Source organism: Flammeovirga pectinis (assembly GCF_003970675.1).
GTDB classification, from domain to species: domain Bacteria; phylum Bacteroidota; class Bacteroidia; order Cytophagales; family Flammeovirgaceae; genus Flammeovirga; species Flammeovirga pectinis.
This window is the reverse complement of the sequence record NZ_CP034562.1, coordinates 4,563,766-4,587,746: the sequence shown is the minus strand read 5'-3', so window position 1 is coordinate 4,587,746 and position 23,981 is coordinate 4,563,766. Positions and strand designations below refer to the sequence as shown.

At 34.2% G+C, this 23,981-nt stretch carries 12 protein-coding genes; 6 read left to right on the top strand and 6 right to left on the bottom strand.

Features of this window, described 5'->3' with window-relative positions; all coding sequences use genetic code 11:
- Positions 1 to 30 precede the first annotated feature (30 nt).
- Positions 31 to 900 (top strand): transposase family protein, encoded by an 870-nt coding sequence (locus tag EI427_RS18105; RefSeq protein ID WP_126610724.1) that lies wholly within the window; start codon positions 31 to 33, stop codon positions 898 to 900.
- Positions 901 to 981: 81 nt separating this feature from the next.
- On the opposite strand, the gene ahpF is transcribed toward EI427_RS18105, so the two are convergent.
- The 3 genes from ahpF to EI427_RS18090 all read right to left on the bottom strand — a co-directional run bounded on the left by ahpF (position 982) and on the right by EI427_RS18090 (position 4,252).
- The gene (ahpF, locus tag EI427_RS18100) at positions 982 to 2,559 is read right to left on the bottom strand and encodes an alkyl hydroperoxide reductase subunit F (protein ID WP_126617403.1); all 1,578 of its coding nucleotides are present in this window, start codon (positions 2,557 to 2,559) and stop codon (positions 982 to 984) included.
- Between the two features lie 116 nt (positions 2,560 to 2,675).
- Positions 2,676 to 3,239 carry an alkyl hydroperoxide reductase subunit C gene (gene ahpC, locus EI427_RS18095; protein ID WP_126617401.1) on the bottom strand — a complete coding sequence of 188 codons (564 nt, stop codon included), beginning with the start codon at positions 3,237 to 3,239 and terminating at the stop codon, positions 2,676 to 2,678.
- A 161-nt stretch (positions 3,240 to 3,400) separates the two neighbouring features.
- Positions 3,401 to 4,252 carry an AraC family transcriptional regulator gene (locus EI427_RS18090; protein ID WP_126617399.1) on the bottom strand — a complete coding sequence of 284 codons (852 nt, stop codon included), beginning with the start codon at positions 4,250 to 4,252 and terminating at the stop codon, positions 3,401 to 3,403.
- Positions 4,253 to 4,849: 597 nt separating this feature from the next.
- Here EI427_RS18090 and EI427_RS18085 point away from each other — a divergent pair.
- Complete coding sequence (locus tag EI427_RS18085) at positions 4,850 to 9,451, top strand: glycoside hydrolase family 9 protein (RefSeq protein ID WP_126617397.1); 4,602 nt, start codon at positions 4,850 to 4,852, stop codon at positions 9,449 to 9,451.
- A gap of 1,381 nt (positions 9,452 to 10,832) precedes the next feature.
- Here the strand turns inward: EI427_RS18085 and EI427_RS18080 are convergent.
- On the bottom strand, positions 10,833 to 11,396 hold the full coding sequence (locus EI427_RS18080; RefSeq protein ID WP_126617395.1) for a carboxymuconolactone decarboxylase family protein: 564 nt from the start codon (positions 11,394 to 11,396) through the stop codon (positions 10,833 to 10,835).
- Positions 11,397 to 11,606: 210 nt separating this feature from the next.
- On the bottom strand, positions 11,607 to 13,226 hold the full coding sequence (locus tag EI427_RS18075) for an arylsulfatase (protein ID WP_126617393.1): 1,620 nt from the start codon (positions 13,224 to 13,226) through the stop codon (positions 11,607 to 11,609).
- Positions 13,227 to 13,469: 243 nt separating this feature from the next.
- Here EI427_RS18075 and EI427_RS18070 point away from each other — a divergent pair, with 243 nt between their 5' ends.
- The 4 genes from EI427_RS18070 (at position 13,470) to EI427_RS18055 (ending at position 17,439) form a co-directional block, all read left to right on the top strand.
- Entirely contained in the window at positions 13,470 to 14,180 is a 711-nt protein-coding gene (locus EI427_RS18070; RefSeq protein WP_126617391.1) for a DUF434 domain-containing protein, read from the top strand.
- 192 nt (positions 14,181 to 14,372) lie between these two features.
- Positions 14,373 to 15,302, top strand: a complete 930-nt coding sequence (locus EI427_RS18065) for a DUF5996 family protein (RefSeq protein WP_126617389.1) — start codon at positions 14,373 to 14,375, stop codon at positions 15,300 to 15,302.
- Positions 15,303 to 15,551: 249 nt separating this feature from the next.
- Entirely contained in the window at positions 15,552 to 16,697 is a 1,146-nt protein-coding gene (locus tag EI427_RS18060; protein WP_126617387.1) for a C45 family peptidase, read from the top strand.
- Positions 16,698 to 16,734: 37 nt separating this feature from the next.
- Positions 16,735 to 17,439: a hypothetical protein gene (locus EI427_RS18055; protein WP_126617385.1), complete on the top strand. Its 705-nt coding sequence runs from the start codon at positions 16,735 to 16,737 to the stop codon at positions 17,437 to 17,439.
- A gap of 131 nt (positions 17,440 to 17,570) precedes the next feature.
- Here EI427_RS18055 and EI427_RS18050 read toward each other — a convergent pair whose 3' ends face one another.
- Positions 17,571 to 23,456, bottom strand: coding sequence for an Ig-like domain-containing protein (locus tag EI427_RS18050; protein ID WP_126617383.1), 5,886 nt, complete (start codon positions 23,454 to 23,456; stop codon positions 17,571 to 17,573).
- Positions 23,457 to 23,981 lie beyond the last annotated feature (525 nt).

The window sequence follows — 23,981 nt, the reverse complement described above, 5'->3', positions numbered from 1 at the left end:
ACAAACAAAACTATTATAACCTTAGCCATTTTGGATAAAATTAATTCATTAACCTCATTAACTCAAACGGAATTTGATTTTTTATTGAAAGAGTTTTCATATCAAGTTGAAATGAAAATTTCTAACTACACATTAAAAGGAAAGAAAAGAGCTTATCCAAAGTTTAAAGAATCTCGTCTTTCAAGTCTTTATGGTAGTTCCAAAAAATTAGAATTCATTCTAATCTATCTAAAAGAACATCCTAGACAGGTGTTTTTTGGTTCCTACTTTAAAATAAGTCAAGCCAAAGTAAGTGAATGGGTTAACTTTCTATTACCAATTCTGATTGAAAGTTTACGTAAATGCTTTTTATTACCCGATTCAAATGAGCCATTTATAATACCTTCAAATTTAAATTCAATACTTTGTGATGTTACTGAAAGGCAAATCAATAGAAGTATAGATTATGATGTTCAAAAGGAGTTTTATAGTGGAAAGAAGAAGGCTCACACTGTTAAAAACCTTGCTTTCACAGATGAAAGTGGTTTCATTCATTTTATCAGTAACACTTATGAAGGAAGTGCCCATGATAAAAGTATATGGGATGATATTATCGTGAAAGAATCCTCTATAAATATACTTGTAGACTTAGGCTTTTTAGGTGCAGATAAAGAACACGAAAATGTAATTCTCCCCTATAAAACATCTAAAAAAGTGAAACTATCACCTCTTCAAAAACAGATTAATAAAGGAATATCCAGTTTAAGAATTAGAGTGGAACATGCTTTTTCAGGTGTGAAACGTCTTAAAGTTTTAAGTCAAAAAATAAACCTTAGGTCTTCCGAAATACATGATTACCTGATAAAAATAGGTGTTGGATTACATAACTTAAGGATTAGATTCAGAACTTTAATAAATTAACCGTGATAAAGTCTAATGTATTTACGATGTCTTTTACAGAGCATCATAAATTAATATCAACCGATTATTTATATTTTATTACTAATAAGCCAAAGTTGACTCATTAGATAGTTGTTTATTTTTAATCTTATCTTCAAAAGCAGAAAGAGCAGCTTTAGAACCTTCTCCCATTGCAATTACAATTTGTTTGTAAGGTACAATAGATACATCGCCAGCGGCATAAACACCTGCTACTTTTGTTCTGCAATGTGCATCAATTTCGATTTCACCCATACGGTTTGTATCCAAAATTTCTTTAAATGCTCCACTATTTGCAGTTAAACCAATTTGTACAAATACACCATCTGTTACAACTGTTTCTACATTACCATTCTCACGGTTTTCGTATTTCAAGCCAGTAACTTGTTTGCCATCGCCATCTACCTCTAACGTTTTTGCATTTGTAATTACAGCTACATTAGAAAGGCTATTTACTTTATCTTGTAAAACTTGATCTCCTTTAAGTGTATCCATAAATTCTAAAACAGTTACCTCAGCGGCAATAGAAGATAAATCGATTGCTGCTTCTAAACCAGAGTTACCTCCACCTACAACAACCACTTTTTTACCTTTAAAATAAGGAGCATCACAGTGTGTACAAAAGGCAACACCAGAACCAATATATTCTGTCTCGCCAGGTACACCAAGTTTTCTCCAACTTGCACCTGTAGCAATAATTAACGCAGGTGTAGAGAATTTCTCTCCTAAAGAAGTTGTTACATGCTTTACGCCATCTATAATTTCAACCCCTTCTACCATTCTATTCTCCAATACATCAATTGGATAATCTTTTAAGTGTTGATTTAAATTAGCAGTTAATTCTGCGCCTGTTGTTTTTGATATAGAAATCATGTTCTCAATAGAAACAGTTTCTTTTACCTGACCTCCAACAGTACCTGCTATAATGGCTACAGAAAACCCTTTTCTAGCAGAATAAATTGCTGATGAAACTCCAGCAGGTCCACCTCCAACAACAATTACATCGTATTCTTTTTCTTCTGCATCTTCTAAAGAGAAAGTTGTACCTAATTGCTCTTCAATTTTTCCAAGTAACTCACCCAAAGATGATCTACCAACGTGTAATTGTTTACCATTAAGCGTTACAGTTGGTACTGCTTGAATACCCAATGCTTCTACTTCTTCTTTATTAATACCCCCATCAATAATAGCGTGTTTGATGTTAGGGTTATATATTGCCATTACGTTCAATGCCTGAACTACTTCTGGACAATTAGTACACGTTAATGAGATATAACTTTTTAATTCTACTTTACCAGAAATGTTCTTAATACGTTTTGTCAACATTTCATCTGGAAGGTTTTTACCAATACCATCCATGTTTAACACAGCCATTAACAACGAAGTAAATTCATGTCCGGTTGGCACTGCTCTAAAAACAATACCCGAGTCTACATCTTCTTTTACTATTGAAAAAGATAGCCCTTCACCCTCTGCCACATTCAATGTAATTTTATCTGTAGTAGCGACCACATCTTCTAATAACGATAGTAAATCGCTTTTACTTTTATGATCTGCCGCTACAATTACGTTAAATGTAAATTTGCTTTTTAGGTAACCGAATAATCCTCGTACTTGTTCTTTTAATGCTTGTTCTAACATGACAATATATTTTTAATTTCTTCTGATAAGAGTGAATGGAGTCTATCAAATAAGTAACTTTAACTAGTAACGTATTTAATAGACCTTTAGGTTTAGGTGTTAATTGATATTAAGGCTTAGATTAAACCTACAAGATCAATACTAGGCTTTAAAGTTTCGTTACCTTCTTTCCATTTTGCAGGACAAACTTCTGCAGGATTAGCAGCTACAAATTGTAATGCTTTTAATTTTCTTAATAACTCTTCAGCATTTCTACCTACGTTGCCAGCTACCACCTCATAAGAAACGATTTCGCCTTCTGGGTTTACTATAAAAGTACCTCTTTCAGCCATTCCGTCTTCCTCAATCATAACATCAAAACCTCTTGATAAAACACCAGTTGGGTCTGCTAACATTGGGTAATTAATTTTTTTGATTGTATCTGAAGTATCTTGCCATGCTTTATGAACAAAATGTGTATCTGTTGATACAGAATAAATTTCTGTCCCTGTTGCTTTAAAATCTTCGTACAAGTTAGCCAAGTCTTCTAGTTCAGTTGGACAAACAAAAGTGAAGTCAGCTGGGTAAAAGAAGAAGATAGACCATTTTCCTAAAACATCAGCTTTTGTTACTGTTTCGAATTGGTTGTTTGCAAATGCTTGAACTTTGAAGTCTACTACTTGTTTTCCTATTTGTGACATATCTATATTAATTTTAATTGATTACTCTTTCGATTTATTGTGTTACAAACTTACGACAGATTTAACTATTTGTAAAATTGATTGTTTTTATAATGATATAAATAAAAACTATATCAAAAGATAAATCAGTACCTTTTTAAAATATAGATAATGATAAACTACTACCCAAGCATATTTAAATGCTCCCTGAATTGAGTTGGAGAATGGCCTTCTTTTTTCTTGAAAATTCTTGTAAAGTATAACGGGTCATTATAACCTACTTCGTAAGCGATTTCATTAATATGTAATTCAGAAAATGATAATAATTCTTTTGCCTTGTTTATTCTTTGTGAAGTGATATAGCGAGATGGTGTTTCATTAAATGTTTTTTGGAATTCTCTTTTAAATGACGATAAGCTCATATCACACATTTTCGCCAGTTCTTCTAATGAGAGGTTTGAAAAGGTATGCAACTCTATTACTTTCTTTAATTTTGATTTCCTTGGAGAATATAAATCAGTTACTAATTCTAGCACCGATGTTACATTTTTAGTTTGTACAAGTAACAACACCAATTCTTTGATTTTTAACTCTAAAAGATCATCATTGACTAGAGAGGGATTATCAAAATAAAATTCTAGAGAATCAATAAACCTCGCTACAATTGTTTCATCAACAATATGCTTTGTTTCGGGGTTACTTATCTTTTTTTCTATTAAGGAGGGTAATTCATTTATATATAACCTCTTTAATACATCTGGAAACAAATGAAATGCAATAACATCTACATCTCCTTCATTTTCACGGCCAATAAATTCTAAAAAGTAAGTATCACATTTTAATAGAATTGCTTCTTTTTGTTTTACTTCAATTCTTTCGTGGGCCGAATGAAGCTTCACTGTAGCATCTTTAACGTACAGAAAACAGCCTTCATTTTGGAAAACTCCTTCCTTAGTATAGGGTACAGATATAGACACTTTCTCTACTAAAGGTCTTCCTCTATATTTAAAACTTTGTCTTTTTTCTTTTGACATAAGGACAAATTAAGAAAAAAAGCAATATTTTTTAGGTAGGTACGGAGGGAATCCTAAACTAAGATTTGTAAACTAATGAATACAGCACAGCATTTTATATAGTAGTATTATGTTCAATGCAAAAACGTTAATAATAAAACAAAAAGTAGTCTACTCTATTTTAAATAGTCAACTTAAAATTTGACCTCCTTAATTACTGAAAATAGTAGCTTATTCAAATATCAATAGCTATAAAACGTAATTTATTTATTATGTAAACTACTAATATACTGCGTTTTAAATATACAACAACGTAATGTTATTTTACACCTCTACTTCACTACTATATTATAATATATACAATTTCGATTCGCTTTTTATTCTTTTACACCTCATTTTTTATAGTGAAATAGCACTTCCTTACTTTATTAATCTTTTAAGCGTAAATACGTAATAAATGTGGATTCAAATTCAACTACACCATCTATTCGTATTAGTCATAAATGAACAAATGATGTAAAACTCCAAACAAATAATGAACACTACTTATCTAACATAAAATAACATTGCATATATGAAATGTAATTATTACAACTATTTCTACCAACTAAAAACGAAATGAAAAGATTTTTCAACACTATTTATTTAAAAGCACTATTCTTGATTTCTTGCACGGCTATGCAAGGCTTGACCCTTCAGGCTCAAGATATAAATGTAAACCAAACAGGTTTTTTACCCTCAAGTACTAAACTTGCCCAAGTACCCAACGGAAGCGGATCTTTCCAAGTAGTAAATACTAACACCAATGCTGTAGTATTTAATGGTACATTAAGCTCTTCTATAAATTGGCAAGAAGCACAAGAATCATTCGCTACTGCAGATTTCTCTGCAGTAGAAACTGCTGGAACTTACAAGATAGTAGCAGGCGGTAATGAATCTCACCCGTTTGAAATCGGTCAGAGTGTTTATGATGGAGTTGCATCTGCATCGCTAAAATTTTACTATTACCAAAGATCTTCTACAAGCATTACTTCAGAACATGGAGGAACATGGGCTAGAGGGTTTGGTCACCCAGACACAAATGTAAAAGTACACTCTTCTGCTGGAGGTGGTAGAGCGGTAGGTTCTACTTTCTCTGCTCCAAAAGGTTGGTACGATGCGGGTGATTACGGTAAATATGTTGTTAACTCAGGTATTTCTACTTGGACGTTAATGGCATTTTATGAAATGTATCCTGAATTTTCAGCAGATTTCGATGTAAATATTCCTGAAAGCGGAAATAATATGCCCGACATTTTAGACGAAGCGAAATGGAATCTTGATTGGTTATTACAAATGCAAGACCCAAGTGACGGAGGTGTATACCATAAGATGACAACATTAGGTTTTGAAGGCGAAGTAATGCCAAGTGCTGCACATCAACAAAGATATGTAATTGGTAAAGCTACGGCTGCAACATTCGATTTTGCTGCATTAATGGCACAAGCTGCAAGAGTTTACGCTCCTTATGATGCTGCTTATGCACAACAATGTCTTACTGCTGCTGAACGTGCTTGGAACTGGGGAGCAAATAATGATAATATTACTTTTGATAACCCAGGTGATGTACATACAGGAACTTATGGTGATAATAATTTATCTGATGAGAAAGCATGGGCTGCCATCGAATTATATATTACAACAGGACAAGATTCGTATTGGAATGCATCTAACCTATTAAATCACGGAATGCGCGTTCCTGGTTGGCCAGATGTCGCTCCTCTTGGTTACCTTTCGCTTATAGCAAATAAAGATAACTTAACAAGTGCTGCTAATATCGCAGAAGTTGAATCTCGTGTGATTAATTATGCAAATATGAAAATTGGAGAATTTAATAGCTCTCCATATAAAGTTGTTGAAACATCTTTTAACTGGGGTAATAATGCCAATTTCTTAAATGATGGCATGATTGCTCTTTATGGTTATGAATTAACAGGAAACAGTGATCATTTATCTGTTGCTCAATCTAGTTTAGATTATATTTTAGGTAAAAACCCTACAGGTATGAGCTATTTCACAGGTTTTGGAGAAAACAGACCAATGCACCCTCATCACAGACCAAGTCAGGCAGATGGTATTTTTGAACCTGTACCGGGTATGGTTGTTGGTGGTGCTCAAAATGCATCATTACCAGGAGGCGAATGTTTCCACCCAAATTCAAATATTCCTGCTAAACGTTATTTTGATGATTGGTGTAGTTATTCTACTAATGAAGTAACAATCAACTGGAATGCTCCTATGGTATTTGTTGCAAATGGTATATTAGCTATTGGCAATACGGATTGTGAAAACCCTGCCGTTGTAGATGTACTTATTAATGGTGAAAGTTCTATTACTATTGAATTAGATGAGTCGATTACTTTATCTGCACGTGCATTAAATGAATGTGGTGGCACTGTAAGAGACGCCGTTTTCAATTGGTCTTCAAATGCACCTAATGGTGTTTTTTCGAACACAAGCACACTTACTACAGAAATAGTTACATTAACAGTAGATGGCATTAGTACGCAAGTAACAATTACAGTTGTTCCAGAAAATGCAACACTTGTTGCAGATGCAGAAAATAATGGTATTACAAAATTAAACACTGAGTGGTTTGCTTTAGATGATAATGGTAATGGCGGTGCTTCTACTATTACTCCTAATGCAACTCCTTTACCAATGACAAGTGGTGGTGCTGTTAGTACTTCAAACAGTGTAGAAGTTTCTTATGTATTAAATGAGGGAACTTTAGAATTCAATCCTTTTGTTGGCTTTGGATTTCCATTATCTGAAGAAGGTACAGGTAGAGAAGATATTGCAAGTTCTACAGGAATCTCTTTTTGGCATAAAGGAGATGCAATGATAGTAAAAGTTCCTACCACTTCTATTACAGATTTTGATTACTACGCTTCACCAGTTCCTGCTCATGCAGATTGGACAATGGTAGAATTATCATGGAATCAGTTCTCTCAAGCAGGTTGGGGAGATGCCGTTTCTTTTAACGCTACGGATGTAACAAGTATTCAATATGAGGTTCAAGGTCCTACTGGTACTGCTGGAACAGTAGCTGTAGATGAAATCAAAATTGAAGGAATTGTTTTAACTTTAATTTGTGAAACACCTGAAGTTGCTACTGTTGAAATTTCTGAAGGAGATCAATCAATAGTAATTGATCAAACATTCAATTTCACAGCAATAGTAAAAAATGGTTGTGGTCAATTAATGCAAGATGAGTTAATTACTTGGTCTGCAAATGCACCAAATGGTGTGTATACTGCTACAACATTGGGAGCATCAGATCAGGTTACCGCAACTGCAGGTAATGTAACTGCGGTTATCAATATTACAGTTACTCCAAACCAATCTCCTGTTGCCAATGCGGGTAATAATGTTTCTACTAGTCTTATTAATGGTACTGCACAATTAACGGGTAGTGGTACTGACCCAGAAGAGGATGCTCTATCTTATAATTGGATACAAGTAGACGGACCTTCAACTGCAACTATCCTAAATCCTACTTCAGCAATTACTGTAATCAATGATTTAGTTTTAGGGACTTACGTATTTGAATTAACAGTTACCGATGCTGTAGGTAATACGAGTACAGACCAAGTAAATGTTGAAGTCAAAGACGTTATAAATATGTTATCGAATGGCGATTTCAGTAATGGTTTTGAAGGTTGGACAACGTATATCAACGCAAGTGCTACTGCAAACCATGATGTTGTAGACAATCAATTACATGCTGTAATTAGCAATGGTGGTTCTGATACTTGGCATGTACAATACAATCAAGGAGGTTTAGAAATTGAAAATGGTGCAGAGTATAGAATATCTTTTGATGCTCGTTCATCAAATAATCGTTCTATCGTTCTTTCTATAGAAAAAAATGGTGAGCCTTGGACAGGATTTTTCAGTGCTCAGCCTAGCTTAAATAATAGAACGCAACAATTCTCTTACGAGTTTACAATGGAAGAAGCTACCGAAACAAATGGTAGAGTAACTTTCAATGTAGGTAATAGTAATATTGATGTTTTTATAGACAATGTAGTATTAGAAAAACTACCTAAAGCAAATGAAGCACCTATTGCCAACGCAGGTGATAATCAAGTACTTCAAAACGGTACTAGTGTAACAACTTTAGATGGTTCGGTTTCTAACGATCCTGATAACGGACCTGTAGCCTTAACATATGCTTGGACGCAAACTGTTGGTCCTGCTGTAACATTTGATAATGTATCTGTTGCACAACCTACTGTAAGCGGTCTTCAAGATGACACTAATTATGAATTCTCTTTAGTAGTTTCTGATGGTGAAGCATCTAGTTCTTCTACTGTTTCTGTAAGTCTTCAAGGGAAATTTACACTTAGAATAGAAGCTGAAGAATTTAGTACTATGTCAGGTATCCAAGTAGAGCCTACGGAAGATGTAGATGGTGTGAATAATATTGGATGGGTAGACAGTGGCGATTTTATGGAATACAATGTAAATATTCCAGGTGGCGGTGAAGGAAAATTGAGATTCCGTATTGCTGCTGATGGTTTTGATAATAAATCGTTTACTGTTTCTGCAAACGGAAGCACTTTGGCAGACGTAAATTTCCAAGCAACAGGTGGATGGCAAAACTGGAAAACAATTTCTGTTGATGCTACTCTCCCATCTGGACAAACTACAATTAGAGTACAAGCTTCTTCTGATGGTTTTAACATGAACTGGTTAGAAATTACAAATGAAGAAGGTGATGACGATAACAATGATGCATGTACTACATGGGAACCTAACACGAATTACCCTGTAGGAACTGTAGTGAGTTACAATGGCAATAATTATACATCAAATAATGAATGGAATGGTACTGCTGGAGCTCCAGATATAGCTATTTGGGGATGGAACGCAGGAGGTTCTTGCTCTAGTAATGGCAGATCTGCTGCTATAGAAAATACAACAACGCTCCAACTTGAAGAAGAATTAAGCCTTTATCCAAACCCTGCTCAGCATGAAATAATCTTGAGTGGCTTAGGAGAAGGACAGTTCCAAGTAGCTATTTATTCTATCTCAGGAAAACTAGAAAATTTCTTATCAATTAATAATGCTCAAGGAAGCAAAAAATTAGCAATTGATAATTTAAAATCTGGTTTATATGTAATACAAATTTCTGGCAACAACTTTACAAAAAGCCTGAAATTCCTTAAGAAATAGTTCTTAATTTCTCAACTACTTATAATTAAAGGCTGTCTTTCTAAAAGGCAGCCTTTTTTATTATTTAACTCTATGCATATTTGCTATGTTTCTAATGACTTTTTGAGGTACAAAAAGGACATTTTCTAAAATATAGAGATAGATTTCAAATGAATGACTCTATTCTTTCATAACATTAGATTCGTCAAAAGATAACCCATCAAATTAAAAAGAATCAAAACTAGAAGAGATAGAGAATGATATCATAATAACGAAATTAATAAAATCTTATCTATTAAATCCTGAGAAAAGGTTTCCTCCAAAAGTGAATCAGAACCTTCTATTGTAGGTTTAGGAATTAATGGCGGTAATAGATTTTTTGGTATAGAAACTATTCAAGGTTTTAAGAACCCTTTAACGAACTTAGAAACTTATTCTTTAAGTCTAGGTATTCAAGAAACTACACACGGAGTTATTGATGTTTTAAAGAAAAAAGGTTTAAAAGTAGTTGGAGGAGTATCCAAAATTGGATTTATAGGTGCTTTTGTCGGAGGAATTGTTGTTACTATAACTGTACGAGATAATTAATGACAAGTGCATCTGTTTTAGGTATTTCGTTAGGTATTGCAACAGTTGACATATCTGTTTATTAGTGTAACATCATCTAAACCTATCAATATATTAGGAGATCTTAGTTGGGGATCTTCAATGAATAATGTAGATTGGAGTAAACTCAATATTTTTTGGTAGAATAGGGAAATGATAAATAAAATTATTATGTATATAAACTCTGTATATACCGATATATATATATGGAATTATTTACAACAGAATAAAAAAATTACTGATAATGAATACTTAGAAGATTATGGAAATACTCAAGGTGAAAGATTTGTATCTTTATTCTATATGTCTTTAATTTTTTATTCAACTGGTATTATTTTTTATCTATTAAGTATTACAACTTATCTATTAGATATACCATTATTTCTAACTATAGCTAATAATTTTAGAGTCATATTATTGTTAGTTGCCTTATTTTTAATATTTATGATAACAAATTATGTTACTAAAATTATTATAAATAAAACTCCATCCGTTGACAATGTAAACATTAATGAATTAAGAATAAAAGTCTTTAAACATAGAGTCATTCATGTGCTTTTTTTTATATCAAGCAATATATTTATACTTTTAAATGGACCTATTTATTTCTATTTAAATAAATAGAAATTTTAGAAAGACAGAAAGGCATAGTTTTATCATGCTTTTTTTTGTAGCTGAGGTGGTTCTGATTCATTTTTCGTGAAATCATTTTTTAAAAGTGATTCTATGATCGGAGATGATGCTTTATTTTATCATTCCATAAATTCCTGCCTTTCTAAAATACTACAATTGTCTTTTACTCCGCTATTGTCTCTTTATTCCATGCATATTTGCTATGCACTTTATCTAAAGGTGTTTTCGCAACATGATTAGTATAATTACTAATCGTTTTTTGAGCTAACCCTAAAATTACTTCTAAAACATTTTTATGGGTATAACCTACAGAATAGAAAGCTTCTAGTTCCTCATCAGAAACAAAACCTCTTTCTCTTACCATTGCAAGCGAGAATGTTCTTAGGGCTTCTAATTTTTCCGTTGGCAAAGGTGTTTGATCTCGTAATGCCTGTGTAATTGCTGGATCGACTTTCATCATGTTTGCTATTGCTGTATGAGCAGGCACACAATAATGGCAATCATTTTCTACGTTAATTGCTTGCCATACAACTGTCAGCTCGTCCTTATCGAAAGATGTTTTTACAAAAAAGTCGTGTAACATTAAATAGGCTTCTAGCAACTCCGGAGACTCTGCTAAAGTAGCTGTTAAGTTTGGTAAATAGCCGTAAGCTTTTACCTTTTCCTCTAAAAAAGGTTGACTTTCTTTTGGTGCTGATTCTAGTGTGTGGATCGTGAAATTTTTCATGATTGATTAGATTATTAGGTGTGTTAATTTGTTTTGTCTGCTACAAATCTCTACAATTTAAAGCTTAATCAGATGGACAATAAGTTCAAGGGTATGGACTTTTGATTAATGCAATAATTATGAGATCCTATTTCAAAACTCTTGAACATAAAAAAGCTGTTGATCTTAAAAAGAGCAACAGCTAATACTATTTATTAAACTGGGCTATTGTTATTTCTTAATTTCGAAATCAGCTCCCTCCTTTTTCAATTCACTATTTATTTTTCTTAAATCATTAAATCTTTTTATAGTCATCACACCATCGTAAGAATCTGATTGAACAGGACGTGGAGGATATTTTTCATAAGTACTTTGTAGTGTATTCATCTCTTTAATAAAGATTGGCAACGTCCAAGTGTTTTCTGTAAATGATGTCATAAATACATCATAACGTTCTTGAGGATCAGACCATAAATCATAGATTGCAGGTGTTGTTGCTACATACTTTTCTGGGCCAGTCCATCCTAATGATTGGTTAGGACTATCTGTAGATCCTGCTACAGCTCCATTATCACCTCTTAAATTAAATGTTGCTTTCCAACGTCCAACTCTTACAGCTCCAGGAGACAATTCTTGCTCTGTGAAGTAGAACCATGTATCTCTTTTAAAGGCATCGTTATCACCCGTTAATAAAGGAGTCATATCGTAACTATCAAAAACTGTTGGTTTACCATCTCTATCTTCTGTTGGTACATTTACCCCTGCTAGATTTGCAAAAGTGGCTAAGTAATCTAATCCACCAACAATATTGTAATTATCAACACCCGGCTCAATTACACCTTTCCACATTGCATAAGCTGGCACTCTAGAACCTGCTTCTCTATCTGTTCCTTTAGTTCCTCTAAAAGGAGTATAACCTGCATCTGGATAAACATCTTGCCAAGCACCATTGTCTACAGTAAATAAGATTAAGGTATTTTCTGATATTCCTAAGCGCTCTACTTCATCTAAAATTTGACCTACGTGATGATCTAATTCACAAACAGCATCTGCATATTTAGTTTTTGCTGCAGATTTACCTACAAAATCTTTACCTGGTATATTGGGTTGGTGATTTTTCGCAAAGTTTACACTCATAAAGAATGGTTTATCTTTGTCTTTGGCGTAGGTATCTAATTGTTTAATCACGTTATCCGTCATCATCACATCCAACTCAGGTAGGTTTTCTTCCGTTACTTTTGCTATTTCTCTTACAGGCTGACCTGCTTCTCCTTCTAGAATACCTGTTGTAGCTTTTTTATAAAACGCTATTTGATCGTCCGTCATACCAGGGTGGAACGACTTCATTGTATAGGTATAAGCATTTAAGTGATATAAAATTACACTTTCCATTTTATCGTAACCATGTGCCGTTGGCATTGCATAATCAGACTCTCCTAAGTGCCATTTCCCTGCAAAGTACGTGTTATAACCACCACTTTTTAATACATCTGCTATGGTTACTTCACCGTGAGCTAATCCGCCACCTTGCCCCTGAAAAGCAACTGTTGTCATCCCCGATCGGTTTGGAATTCTTCCTGTTTGCATTGCTGCTCTACCCGGTGTACAAGAAGGTTGACCGTAAAAATCCCAGAATTGCATTCCTTCTTGGTCCATTCTATCAAAGTTGGGAGTAGCCATTCCTCTACCCTCTCCACCGCCATAAGATCCGAAATCGCCCCAACCCGTATCGTCAGAAACAATCATGATAATATTTGGCTTACTTCCTTTTAATTTTTTTGTTGTTTTATTTTGTCCGAAGGCTGTTAAGCCAACTAATACTGCTAATAATGTGAATAGATTTGTTTTCATAATCAATGTGTTTTTTTTGTTGATAGCTAGTTTAACGGCAGTTCTTTTTAACAGATTTTTATAAAACAACATATGACTTTCGAAAAAGAACATCTTACTAAAAAAGACTAATTTTCCATTTCCATCAAATTAAATGCTATAGACAAAATTATAGCCAATTAGAAAGTAAATAAAAGTACAAATCTGTTAAATTTGATAAGCATAGAACTTCTATCAAGAAAAAACAAATAAACTACTAAGCACTTGAGCACAACAAGAAATAGAGGAAAACAATCTAATGATGATACACTCTTCTCAACAAAATGGATTGACATTATAAAAGAAGCAACCGATGATCTTTGCTATTTACTTACAAGAGGTTATCCTGAAAGTTCTGCACTACAATTAGTGGGGCATAAATACAGGTTAAATAAAAGACAACATGATGCCTTAGCAAGAATTTGTTGCAACCATATTAAGGTTGAAGAACGAAAATCTACAGAAATAAACAGTACTAATCTAAAAGGTAAAGTAATAGAAATAGATGGTTTTAATTTATTGATCTTACTAGAGAATGCTTTATCGGGTGCATATATTTTTAAAGCCAGAGATGGTTTGTATAGAGATATATCTAGTGTACACGGCACTTATAAACGGGTTACAAAAACAGAAGAAGCCTTATGTTTAATTGGCAATGTATTAAAAGAACTAGATGTTAGTGCTGTAAGATGGTATTTTGATCAGCCAGTTTCTAATAGTGGTTCTTTAAAAACAAGGTTATTAGAATTAAGTAATACGTATAATTTCTCTTGGGAAGTAGAGCTCGTATTTGATCCAGATAAAGTACTTGCTAAAAGTGAAAGGATTGTAGTATCATCAGATGGTTGGATAATTGACCATGCTAAAAAATGGTTTAACCTTGGAGCTTTTATAATTGAAAATCACATAAAAAGTGCGAATACAATTACGGTCTAATTTGGAAGTAATAAAATGGCATAAAGTCATCATTTCAATAAAAAAAACAAAGTCGTTGATTTCAATATTAACGGCTTTTTATATTTAACACTTCTACTACTTTGGTGTGTAGATAAATTATAGTAACTTTTATAGCGGTACTCCTAATAATTGAAGGATACCACTTTATTATCAACCCATCTCTAGAATAAAATGGCATCTGAAAAGAAACAAAACCAATGGCCTGTCTTAAACTTTAACGACATAAAAGACACACTCGCAACCTTACATCAATGGATTCAGATTGTAGGTAAAATCAGATTAAAAACTATGCCTTGGCAAAACCACTCATGGCATACCACTTTATATGTTTCTCCACATGGCTATACTACTCAAAGTATTCCATATCAAGGTAAGATTTTTCAAATTGATTTTGACTTTGAACAACACAAGCTATTCATTGAATGTACAGGTAAAACCACTGTAAGTTTTGATTTAAAACCAATGACAGTAGCTAAATTTTATACGCTATTATTTGAAGAACTCAATAAGTTGGGGATTGATGTAACCATACATGGTAGCCCGAACGAATTAGAAGTGGCAATTCCTTTTAAAGAAAACACCACAAATAAATCTTATGATGCCAAAGTAGCCAATACTCTTTGGAGAACAATGGTTAAAGTAAATAGCGTTTTTACTGATTTTAGAAGCGATTTTATTGGAAAATGCAGTCCTGTACACTTGTTCTGGGGCGCATTTGATTTAGCTGTAACTCGTTTCTCTGGTAAAGATGCTCCTCTACACCAAGGTCAGATGCCAAATATGCCTCAAAAAGTAATGCAAGAAGCCTATTCAAAAGAGGTAAGTAGTGCTGGTTTTTGGCCAGGGTCAGAAGCATTTCCCTCTCCTGCTTTCTATGCTTATGCCTACCCTAGTGCACCAACATTTGGAGAGCAAAAAGTTTTACCAAATAAAGCTTTTTATAGTACAGAAATGGGAGAATTCTTTTTAAAATATGAAGATGTTATAAAAGCAGAGAATCCTGAAGAAATGCTTTACACATTTTTACAGACAACTTATGAGGCAGCTGCAAACACTGCTAATTGGGAAAGAACTGAATTAGAAAGGGTGAAAAGTGAATAGTAACAATACAAAATAAACGAATACTAAATATTCGCCTTAGAGGCATTCCAAAATAGCTTAGTTAAAAAAGAGCATAGCCTCCTTTTTAACTAAGCTATTTTTTTTGATCAAAAACTAAAAGAGTTTACAAACCCCTAAAGTATAAAATTAATTAAAATGTTAAGGTAGGTTAACGCGTTAGGGATTCTTTTACCTGTTCTCACTTCTATTATTGAAACAGATAATGAATCAAAATTTATATAAAACATCATGAAAAAATTTAGTTTATTCCTAGCCTTATCAATATTTATGTTAATAGTTGGTGTAAAATATTCTAATGCTCAAGTTGTAGGAGATAATCTCGACTACTTTAATGCTCAACGCCAAGCAGTACAAACAACAGTAAAAGTTATTGATTTCTCGGATAAGACAAATTACCAATTAGCAGAATATCTTTCTAAAATTGATAGAGATACTGTTCCTTCAGAAGTTCTAGAACAATATGCTGCTGTAGTAGAAAATAACCGTAAAATTGCTCCTGAATATGTTGCAATGATGGAAATGCAAGCCAAAATGAGAGGCGTAAATGTTGTTCAGTTATTTGCTGAAGCCAGCTATGTTGATGTAGAAGTTTCTGAATATGGGAAAACAAAAATTAAGCAAGCATTAAAAGGTTGTACATCTTTAGCTTTTAATAATGGTATTGTTGGTCAGAACAACGATATGGGTATTGATTTTCTAGAAGGTACTCCTACTGTAATGATTAGAACCAAAAATTCTTTGTTTATTCCTACAGATGGTGCACACTTTCAAGGAATGGGCGAACATGTGGGCATTGTTCTTAATACAATCATTGATTTAGAATCAGGTAATACATTAAGTAAAGACAATATTGTATCTACAGATGCAGTTTTTGCCATGGCAGTACAATGTAAATCAGCAGATGAATTCTTAAAGAAAATGGAAGGTTTTGCCACACCATCTCCTATAAATTTCACTATTGCAGATGATAAAGGTAATCACTATGCAGTAAGAATTTTTGAAGACCGTATTGAAGTAGCTAATCATGATGCTAGAGGTAGCTATAGTGCGAACCACACGCAAGCAACTAAAGATGCAATGCTAGAAAAATTTGATATCTACACTGCTAACAGTTATACATCAAATACTTTTGCAAGAGAAGAAGCTGCTGGTTCTTTCTTAAAATACACACCCGAATTAACTGTCGGTGCAATGCAACATGTTTTTAGTGTTCGTCCTATCAATATTTCTAAAGATGCTCCAGAATCTACTTTCGTAACAGTACAAACAATGATCTTCGATGTTGCAAATGGTATTGCTTATATCACTCCAGATAACCCTCGATTTGTTGAGTACACTAAAGTCGAATTAAATACAAATACACTTAGTAAGTAGTTCCCATTATTGATAAGTAAGCCTAACAGATACCAAAATGAAAAAGTTATATAAGTCTATTGCAATTGCAATGTTGTCGATAGTATCGTTTACAGTAGCAGCTCAAGATACAGCTCCAGAAATTGATAATGCTAAACCAACCAACCTTTATACATCTGTGATGGCAGAAGGTGAGTTATCTGAAAGTGGTGCCGGAATGAGATTCTCAATTGATAAAGCATCCGCAGATGGTAGAACAATGATTGTAGGTGAGTTACCTGTTATGTATGACAATAATACAGGGAAGGTAAATATAGAAAATGCTCGATTAAGAGTATTCCACGTAGTTAACAAACAGTATGATAAAGTAATGGGTACTTGGGGTGCTAGTGTTGATGTAATTGCTCCTGGTGGAACCGATGATATGTGGATGATTAGTCCTGGTGTACTTCTTGGAGTTATGGCATGGGAAAAAGTACAATTCTTTCCAATTATTTCCTATCAGTACAGATCTAATTTTAAAGGAGCTGTACAACACGGTATGAGTTTTCAAGTGGTAACTCCAATTCAAATTAACGACAAGTTTTTTATTAGAGCTACTCCAGCAATTCAGCTTCCTGACTTTAGAAATTCAGGTACAGACATATCATTCGAACTTGGTTCTTTTGTAACAATTAGTAATAACTTGCAGTGGACTACCACCGTAACAACATCACAAAACTATGGTAATACTGTTAGAACAGGTATATCCATCTTCTTGTAGAAAAACTATTTATAGTAAAAAAAAAAAACACCCTGCCAATAGAAAATATTGTCAGGGTGTTTCTGTGTCGTTCCTTATATCAAAATCTCTCTTACCAAGCTATTTAATAATAACTTAGCGATAGATTTAGTTTATTGTTTTACAACTTTCAGTTGTTTTGTATATTGATCATTTTGGATATTGATAAAGTAAATTCCAGATTGATACATTGACATATCAATAACTGATTTACCTTGTCCTAATTCAAAAGTACCAATTACTTTTCCGTCTAAATTAAATACAACAACCTTTTGATTTAATTCAGGAAGGTCAATCGTTAACGAGTGAGTTACAGGGTTTGGATAATAAGATATTATTACCTCATTAGTATCAATTGCTGTTACTTCTCCGTTATCATTATCTACATCATCATCGTCAGAATCATCAGGATTATCCGTGTCATCGTCACTATCTGAATCGTCGTCTGTATCATCAGCAATCGTCGTAATCTCTATTGTTACAGATGATTCAGATGTTCCTCCTTCATTATCTGTTGCAACAGCAGTAATTTCAAAAGTACCAACTGCATCTGCTAACCAAGATAATACATAAGGAGCGGTATCAAATGATCCCATTGAAACCTCATCAATAAAGTATTCTACTTTAACAATTGTACCGTCTGTATCTGTTGCATCAACATTAAGATATATCGAAGTACCTACTTCAAAAGTAGTTGCTGTTGTAGTTAATGCAATTGATGGAGAAAGGTTTACAATTTCCTCATCTAAAGTGAACGTCATTTTACCAAGGTTAAATTCTCCTCCAATAAATACAACACGTAATACATGTTCACCTGCTGAGAGTTCTATATCAGAAACTGTCTTACTTTCCCAACTGTTCCATCCAGCAGTTGTACTTACCTCAATATCACCGGTTACTTTATTGCCATCTACTTCTAAGTAAAAAGGTCCACGACTAACTTGGTTATCTGATGCGTATCTAAACTCAAAAGAATACAACCCTTTTGTAGCAACATCAACAGAGTATCGTAACCACTCTCCAGGTGCAACCCATCCGATGGTAGCTCCTTCTTCATCACCTAAAACAGCATCTACAAACTCTTCTGCCCTATAATTTCCTTCATTATTTTCTGAAGTATCGAAATAAGTAACTCCTTGTCCGTTTCCTAACTCAAATACATCATAATTTGCTGCTTCAATTACACCAGGAATAGCAGAAGATGTTCCTCCATAAGGTGTTACTTCGCCTAAAGTTAAATTTACAACTTCCGATGTGGCAGTGTTATCATTTACATCACTAATAACTACTTTTAATGCTACTGTTCCATTTACATTTGCAGACCATAATAAGGTATAAGGTGCTGTAGTTTCAATGCCTAAAGAAACATCATTAGCAAAAAATTCTACTTGCTTAATAGCATCATTTTCTGTGGATGTATTTACAGTAATAGCTACTTCCTTACCATAAATTAATACACTTCCATCAACTGGAGCCTGTATAGAAACAGTTAACTCATTTGGTTCTGGATCGACATTATCATCTTCATTGTCATCATTACAACTTCCCACCTCAAAAGATTTTATATCTTCGATTGTGTTACGCTCTCCTCCTTCCGGGTGAGAATAGGTATAATAGAAAGTAATTGTACTACCTTCTGCCGCTGTTAATTGGAACGGTTCATTTGGCGTTACATTGTGGCCTCCTTTATCTACACCATCTACAGAATAATAAAGAATTAAAACGCTACTTCCTGCACCACTAATTTGTGGTTGTAAAGTTAATGTAGGGTTCTCTAGATCTTCTGAGAAAAGGTAAGCAAAATCGCCATTAGCTGCCACACCTTCATAACAAGCTGAAGCCGAAGTTCCTACTATATTTATTTCTGTAGATGTGCCAATTTTCCCGTCATTATCAGTAGCTTGTGCAGTAAGAACAACCTGTCCTTTTAATAAAGTCCATTCCACTTCATAAGGAGTTTCTGTTACTACTCCAATCGAATTTCCATTTGCAAAAAATTCTACTTGAGCAACTGTACCGTCTCCATCATTAGCAGATGCCGTAATTGTAAGTGCTGTACCTTCTTTTATAAATTCACCATTCTCTGGAGAGGTAATTTCTACTGTTGGAATAGAAGTATCTACAACTATGTTTTCGCAAGAACCTACTATATACTGATTAGGATTTGCTGATGTATTTCTTTCTCCACCTGCTGGATGTGTGTACGTATAATAAAAAGATATTGTGCTACCATTAGCGGCATTAACTTGGAACGGGTCTCCTGCTGTTGCAGAATAGCCTCCATAGCCACCTCCATTAACTGATAAGTATAAAATACATACCGGTGAACCCATTCCTTCTTGATTTGGGTGGAATGTTAAAGTCGGATTCTCAGCGGCATCAGAAAACTCAAAGTCATAATCTCCGTTTTCGCTAGTACCTCTACATGGAGGTGCATCTTCTGTTACAATACGAACAGATGGAGCGGTTGTAGACTTTCCATCATTATCTGTCGCTACTGCATGGATTGTATATTCTTTTGCTTCAGATGCCACCCAAACTACATTAAAAGGTGCTTCTGTTACAGTTCCTACAGATTCATCATCAACAAAGAATTCAACTTGTGCTATAGTACCGTCTAAATCAGTGGCTGTGGCAGAAAGTGTTATATCTTTATTAATATAAAATGATGCTTGATCCATTGGTGCAGTTAAACTAACTGATGGAGCAATTGTTCCGTCTGTAGTTGCTACTAAAAGCAACTCATCTGTACTTGTGTATTCACCGTTATTTACTGTTAACTCCACTAAATATGTTCCCTCTACTAAAGCATAGATCGTTGGCATTGCACTTGATGCATCCGAGAATTCAATCACACTTGGGCCATATACTTGCGACCATTCAAATGTCAAAGTTCCATTATCAGGATCTGTACTGTTTGATGCATCTAAAATGGTATCATCGCCAGATAAATTGATAATTAAATTGTCTCCAGCATCGGCTACTGGCTGACTGTATGGTAAATCTCCAGAAAGCTCAAATGTTAAGCGACCTAAGTTAAAACCTCCATCACTAAAAGCTACTCTTAAAATATGTTTTCCTGCTGACAATGGAACATTTTCTACAACACCTGTTGCCCATGTACCCCATCCGCCAGTAGACGTTACCGAAATATCATCGGCTACAACTTCACCATCAGAAGAGATAGAGAAAGGTCCACCTGTTGCATTATCAGATGCATATCTAAATGAAACAGTATATAAACCAGATGTTTCTACTTCTACTGTATATTCCATCCATTCTCCAGCTGCAGTCCATCCTACTGTAGCACCTTCCGTTTCATCGTAAACATTATCAACATATTCTTCTTCTCTAAAGTTGCCCTCATTAAAGGCAGACTGATCACTATATGTTACACCCTGCCCTAAACCTCCTTCGAAGGTATCGAAATTACCTGCTTCTAAAGTACCTGGAATTACAGTTGACTCTCCTCCAAAAGGCACTTGCAAACCAACAATAACTGATACAATATTAGAAACACCAAACACATCTTCATTATAAATTTTTGTGTAAAATTGATGCTCACCTGCAGCTAAATTTTCCGCTTTAAAAGTATATGGTGATGAAGTCACTTCTCCTAAAAGTTCTCCTTTATCAAAGAATTCTACTTTTGTAGGAGAAGTCCCATCAACAGTTACAGTTAAATCAACAGCTCCATTTACAGCCGCCTGATTAAAACTGCTTACTAAAGTACCTTCTATATCAACATCTCTGTTTGTTGCCGTAGAATTTGCGGGTACAGTTAGTTCGTATCCATCAGAAAAAGAAACAGAGATCTCTGTATCTCCATAATTATGAGCTACATACGTCATCTCTCCCTCTTTATTAAAAGCAACACCCATTGGGTAATCAGCAGTAATTGTTGCGTCTACCTTACCCATTGCATTCATATTATGCAACCAGTAATAAGTTTGTGCATCTGCCACACCAAATTTCATTGCTCTTTCTGGATAGTCGTTATACAAATCAATTGCCTTAGCAGGATCTGTAAAAGATAAGTAGCTCCACATCACATCGTACCATAGATTTGGGTTATCTATTTTGTTTAATACATCCGTATTTTCAGATATTTCATTCCATAATTTTTCTACGTATTGCGTATTATGTCCTAAATACAAAGCACCGCCATGAATTGGATACAATTCTATATTGTAAGAAGCAGCAATATCTGCTGTCCAAAATGTTCCATTATCATAACTATTTCCCCAAACCCTAGATACTACACTATAAGGTTGATCATCTTTAAAATTGCGTTCGTTCACATCGAACCAATATTCTTCTACAGCAGTTTGTTCTGTAGTGTATAAGTAGATACCTAAATCTCTAATTTCATCATTGCCGGTAACCGTTCCCCAGTGAATTAAAGCAGAGTGAAATTGCATACTTTCAGAAGTTGATTCTTGATCATTGCCTTGTGGGAAAGAGGCAAAACCATTAGCCCAACAGTGCCCTGCATACGGACTAAAGCTTCTTAAATAAGGGAAGGTATCATCATCTCTATTTGGAGAAGAGGCATCTCTTACTAATAAGTTTATCATATCTCCGTATTGGTCTGCCCAACCCGGCTCATACTGTTCCATAAATGCAGCTGCATGAATAAAGTACCCCCAATGGAAATGATGATCATTTAAGTTAGAATCCTGACCATGACCGGCAGGGTAACCTAACAATGCTGACCAATCTTCGTTGTAATAAAATAAGAACGCAACCTCACCTTCTTCAGCTGTTAGCCAATCTTCTAAACGTTCTTTTATAGTTGCTACTAATTTATCTCTTGTCTCAGTATTACCAGATAAATCTGCTATTCTTGCCGTTTGAATCAAGCGGTTCATTGCTTGTCCTTCATTGTAAGAATCCGTCCAAGAAGCTAGACCCTCGTTTTCTAAAGCCGTTACTTTATCATTTAAGGCTGATACATCAAACCCATCGCTATAATTGCTTAAATAAGGAAGCGTTGGTAATATACCGTGGAAGGTGTTTTCAACTACAAAAGAGGTTCCCTCAATCATCTTGAGTTCCCCTCTTACAGTTGAGTAGTTAATAATTGATGGTTGTGTTGAAGTCGATGATAGATTAGCCCATTGATGTGGAAGTAAACCAATAAGCATATCTTCTGAATTTCCCTCTTTAATATCTGTCTCTACAGAAAATGTAGTTGTTAAAACAGATGAAGCCTCATTGAAATCCCAATTAGCTGTTGTGTTAACTGGGAATACGTAAGCATATTTTTGATAATTAGTTGCTTCAGCACTTACATCTGAAGTAGTTAAGGGCAGCATTACCATAGACCAATAGTTTTCTCCATTTAAAGTAGAGGAGTAAGTTGTTCCTTCTAAGGTCCACTCACTACCACTTGGTGCATAGACAACAAAGTCAGCTCCTTCTCTTGCATTTTCAATAATCAAAACCTCTTCAGCTACCGTTACAGTACCATGATTAACAGTTACCTGAGCAAGATCATCAGTAGATTTATTGAAATAAACAAAAGGCATACCTATCCCAGAAGTAGCCTGGAAATGGTGAGAGGCATCGTTCCAATCCATTGTAACAGTCCAATCACTATGGTCTGCAATTGTTGTTTTTGATGCATTTAACCCATCAACGCCTACTACGATGGGTAATAAATCATCAAAAACACCCCATGAAATATAACTCATTACTAGTCCATCGTTGGTTGTTTTCATTGCCAACGGATAATTAAATAAATTCGATGCATGATCACTTTGAATTAAAGTAGACCACCAATCGTTAGTTGGTACAGGACTCCCTAAAGCATTTTCACTTAATTGAGGAGTACCTGATGGGTATGAATTTCTACCTGCTGCATCTGTACCAGGAAAAGTAGTAGTGTAGCTCCCATTACCTACTCCAGTTACTTGTGCAAAGCTGGTAAACTGAAGTGCAATAAAAGACAAAGCAGCCCATAAAAAAGCCATTTTAGTCGTAGTTGTTTTTCTCATATTTAGTTAAGTAATAATTAGCCTATTTTAGAGTAGGCTCTCAATTCAATAGTTATTGGTTTGCTTACTACATTCTTGTGCACGGTCAATAGTTCGCTTTTTCAAATCATAAAATTTATCTAGATAATATCTATTATGCCTTTCGGCTAGCAACTTGAGAAAACAAACATATAGGATCACTTATAAGCTTCAAAATTTACATAAAAACCACTTTATCACTTAAAAAACAATATTTAAAATGCTGTATTACAGCATTTTAAAATACATTAAATTTGAAAAGGTTATAATTTTTATCCATCTAAAAAATATAGTTTTAACATAAAAAATGGCGAAAAATGTGTCTTTCGGTGTAAAATTGATCAGAATATTTTTTGATGAGTAGAATTATTTATTAATTGTCTACAGGTAGGTAAGTACTAAGAATCATCTGATTTTTTTGAAAGTCTACAACAATAATAACTATCGCAAAATAGACCGTTTTTTCCTTCCAATATCAATCTTACTTAATCTATTTATCACTAACTT

Coding starts and splice junctions, on each gene's coding strand:
- EI427_RS18085 (WP_126617397.1), top strand. CDS start 4,850: ATGAAAAGATTTTTCAACACTATTTATTTAAAAGCACTATTCTTGATT.
- EI427_RS18075 (WP_126617393.1), bottom strand. CDS start 13,226: ATGAAAACAAATCTATTCACATTATTAGCAGTATTAGTTGGCTTAACA.
- EI427_RS18090 (WP_126617399.1), bottom strand. CDS start 4,252: ATGTCAAAAGAAAAAAGACAAAGTTTTAAATATAGAGGAAGACCTTTA.
- EI427_RS18050 (WP_126617383.1), bottom strand. CDS start 23,456: ATGAGAAAAACAACTACGACTAAAATGGCTTTTTTATGGGCTGCTTTG.
- EI427_RS18055 (WP_126617385.1), top strand. CDS start 16,735: ATGAAAAAGTTATATAAGTCTATTGCAATTGCAATGTTGTCGATAGTA.
- ahpF (WP_126617403.1), bottom strand. CDS start 2,559: ATGTTAGAACAAGCATTAAAAGAACAAGTACGAGGATTATTCGGTTAC.
- EI427_RS18080 (WP_126617395.1), bottom strand. CDS start 11,396: ATGAAAAATTTCACGATCCACACACTAGAATCAGCACCAAAAGAAAGT.
- EI427_RS18060 (WP_126617387.1), top strand. CDS start 15,552: ATGAAAAAATTTAGTTTATTCCTAGCCTTATCAATATTTATGTTAATA.
- ahpC (WP_126617401.1), bottom strand. CDS start 3,239: ATGTCACAAATAGGAAAACAAGTAGTAGACTTCAAAGTTCAAGCATTT.
- EI427_RS18065 (WP_126617389.1), top strand. CDS start 14,373: ATGGCATCTGAAAAGAAACAAAACCAATGGCCTGTCTTAAACTTTAAC.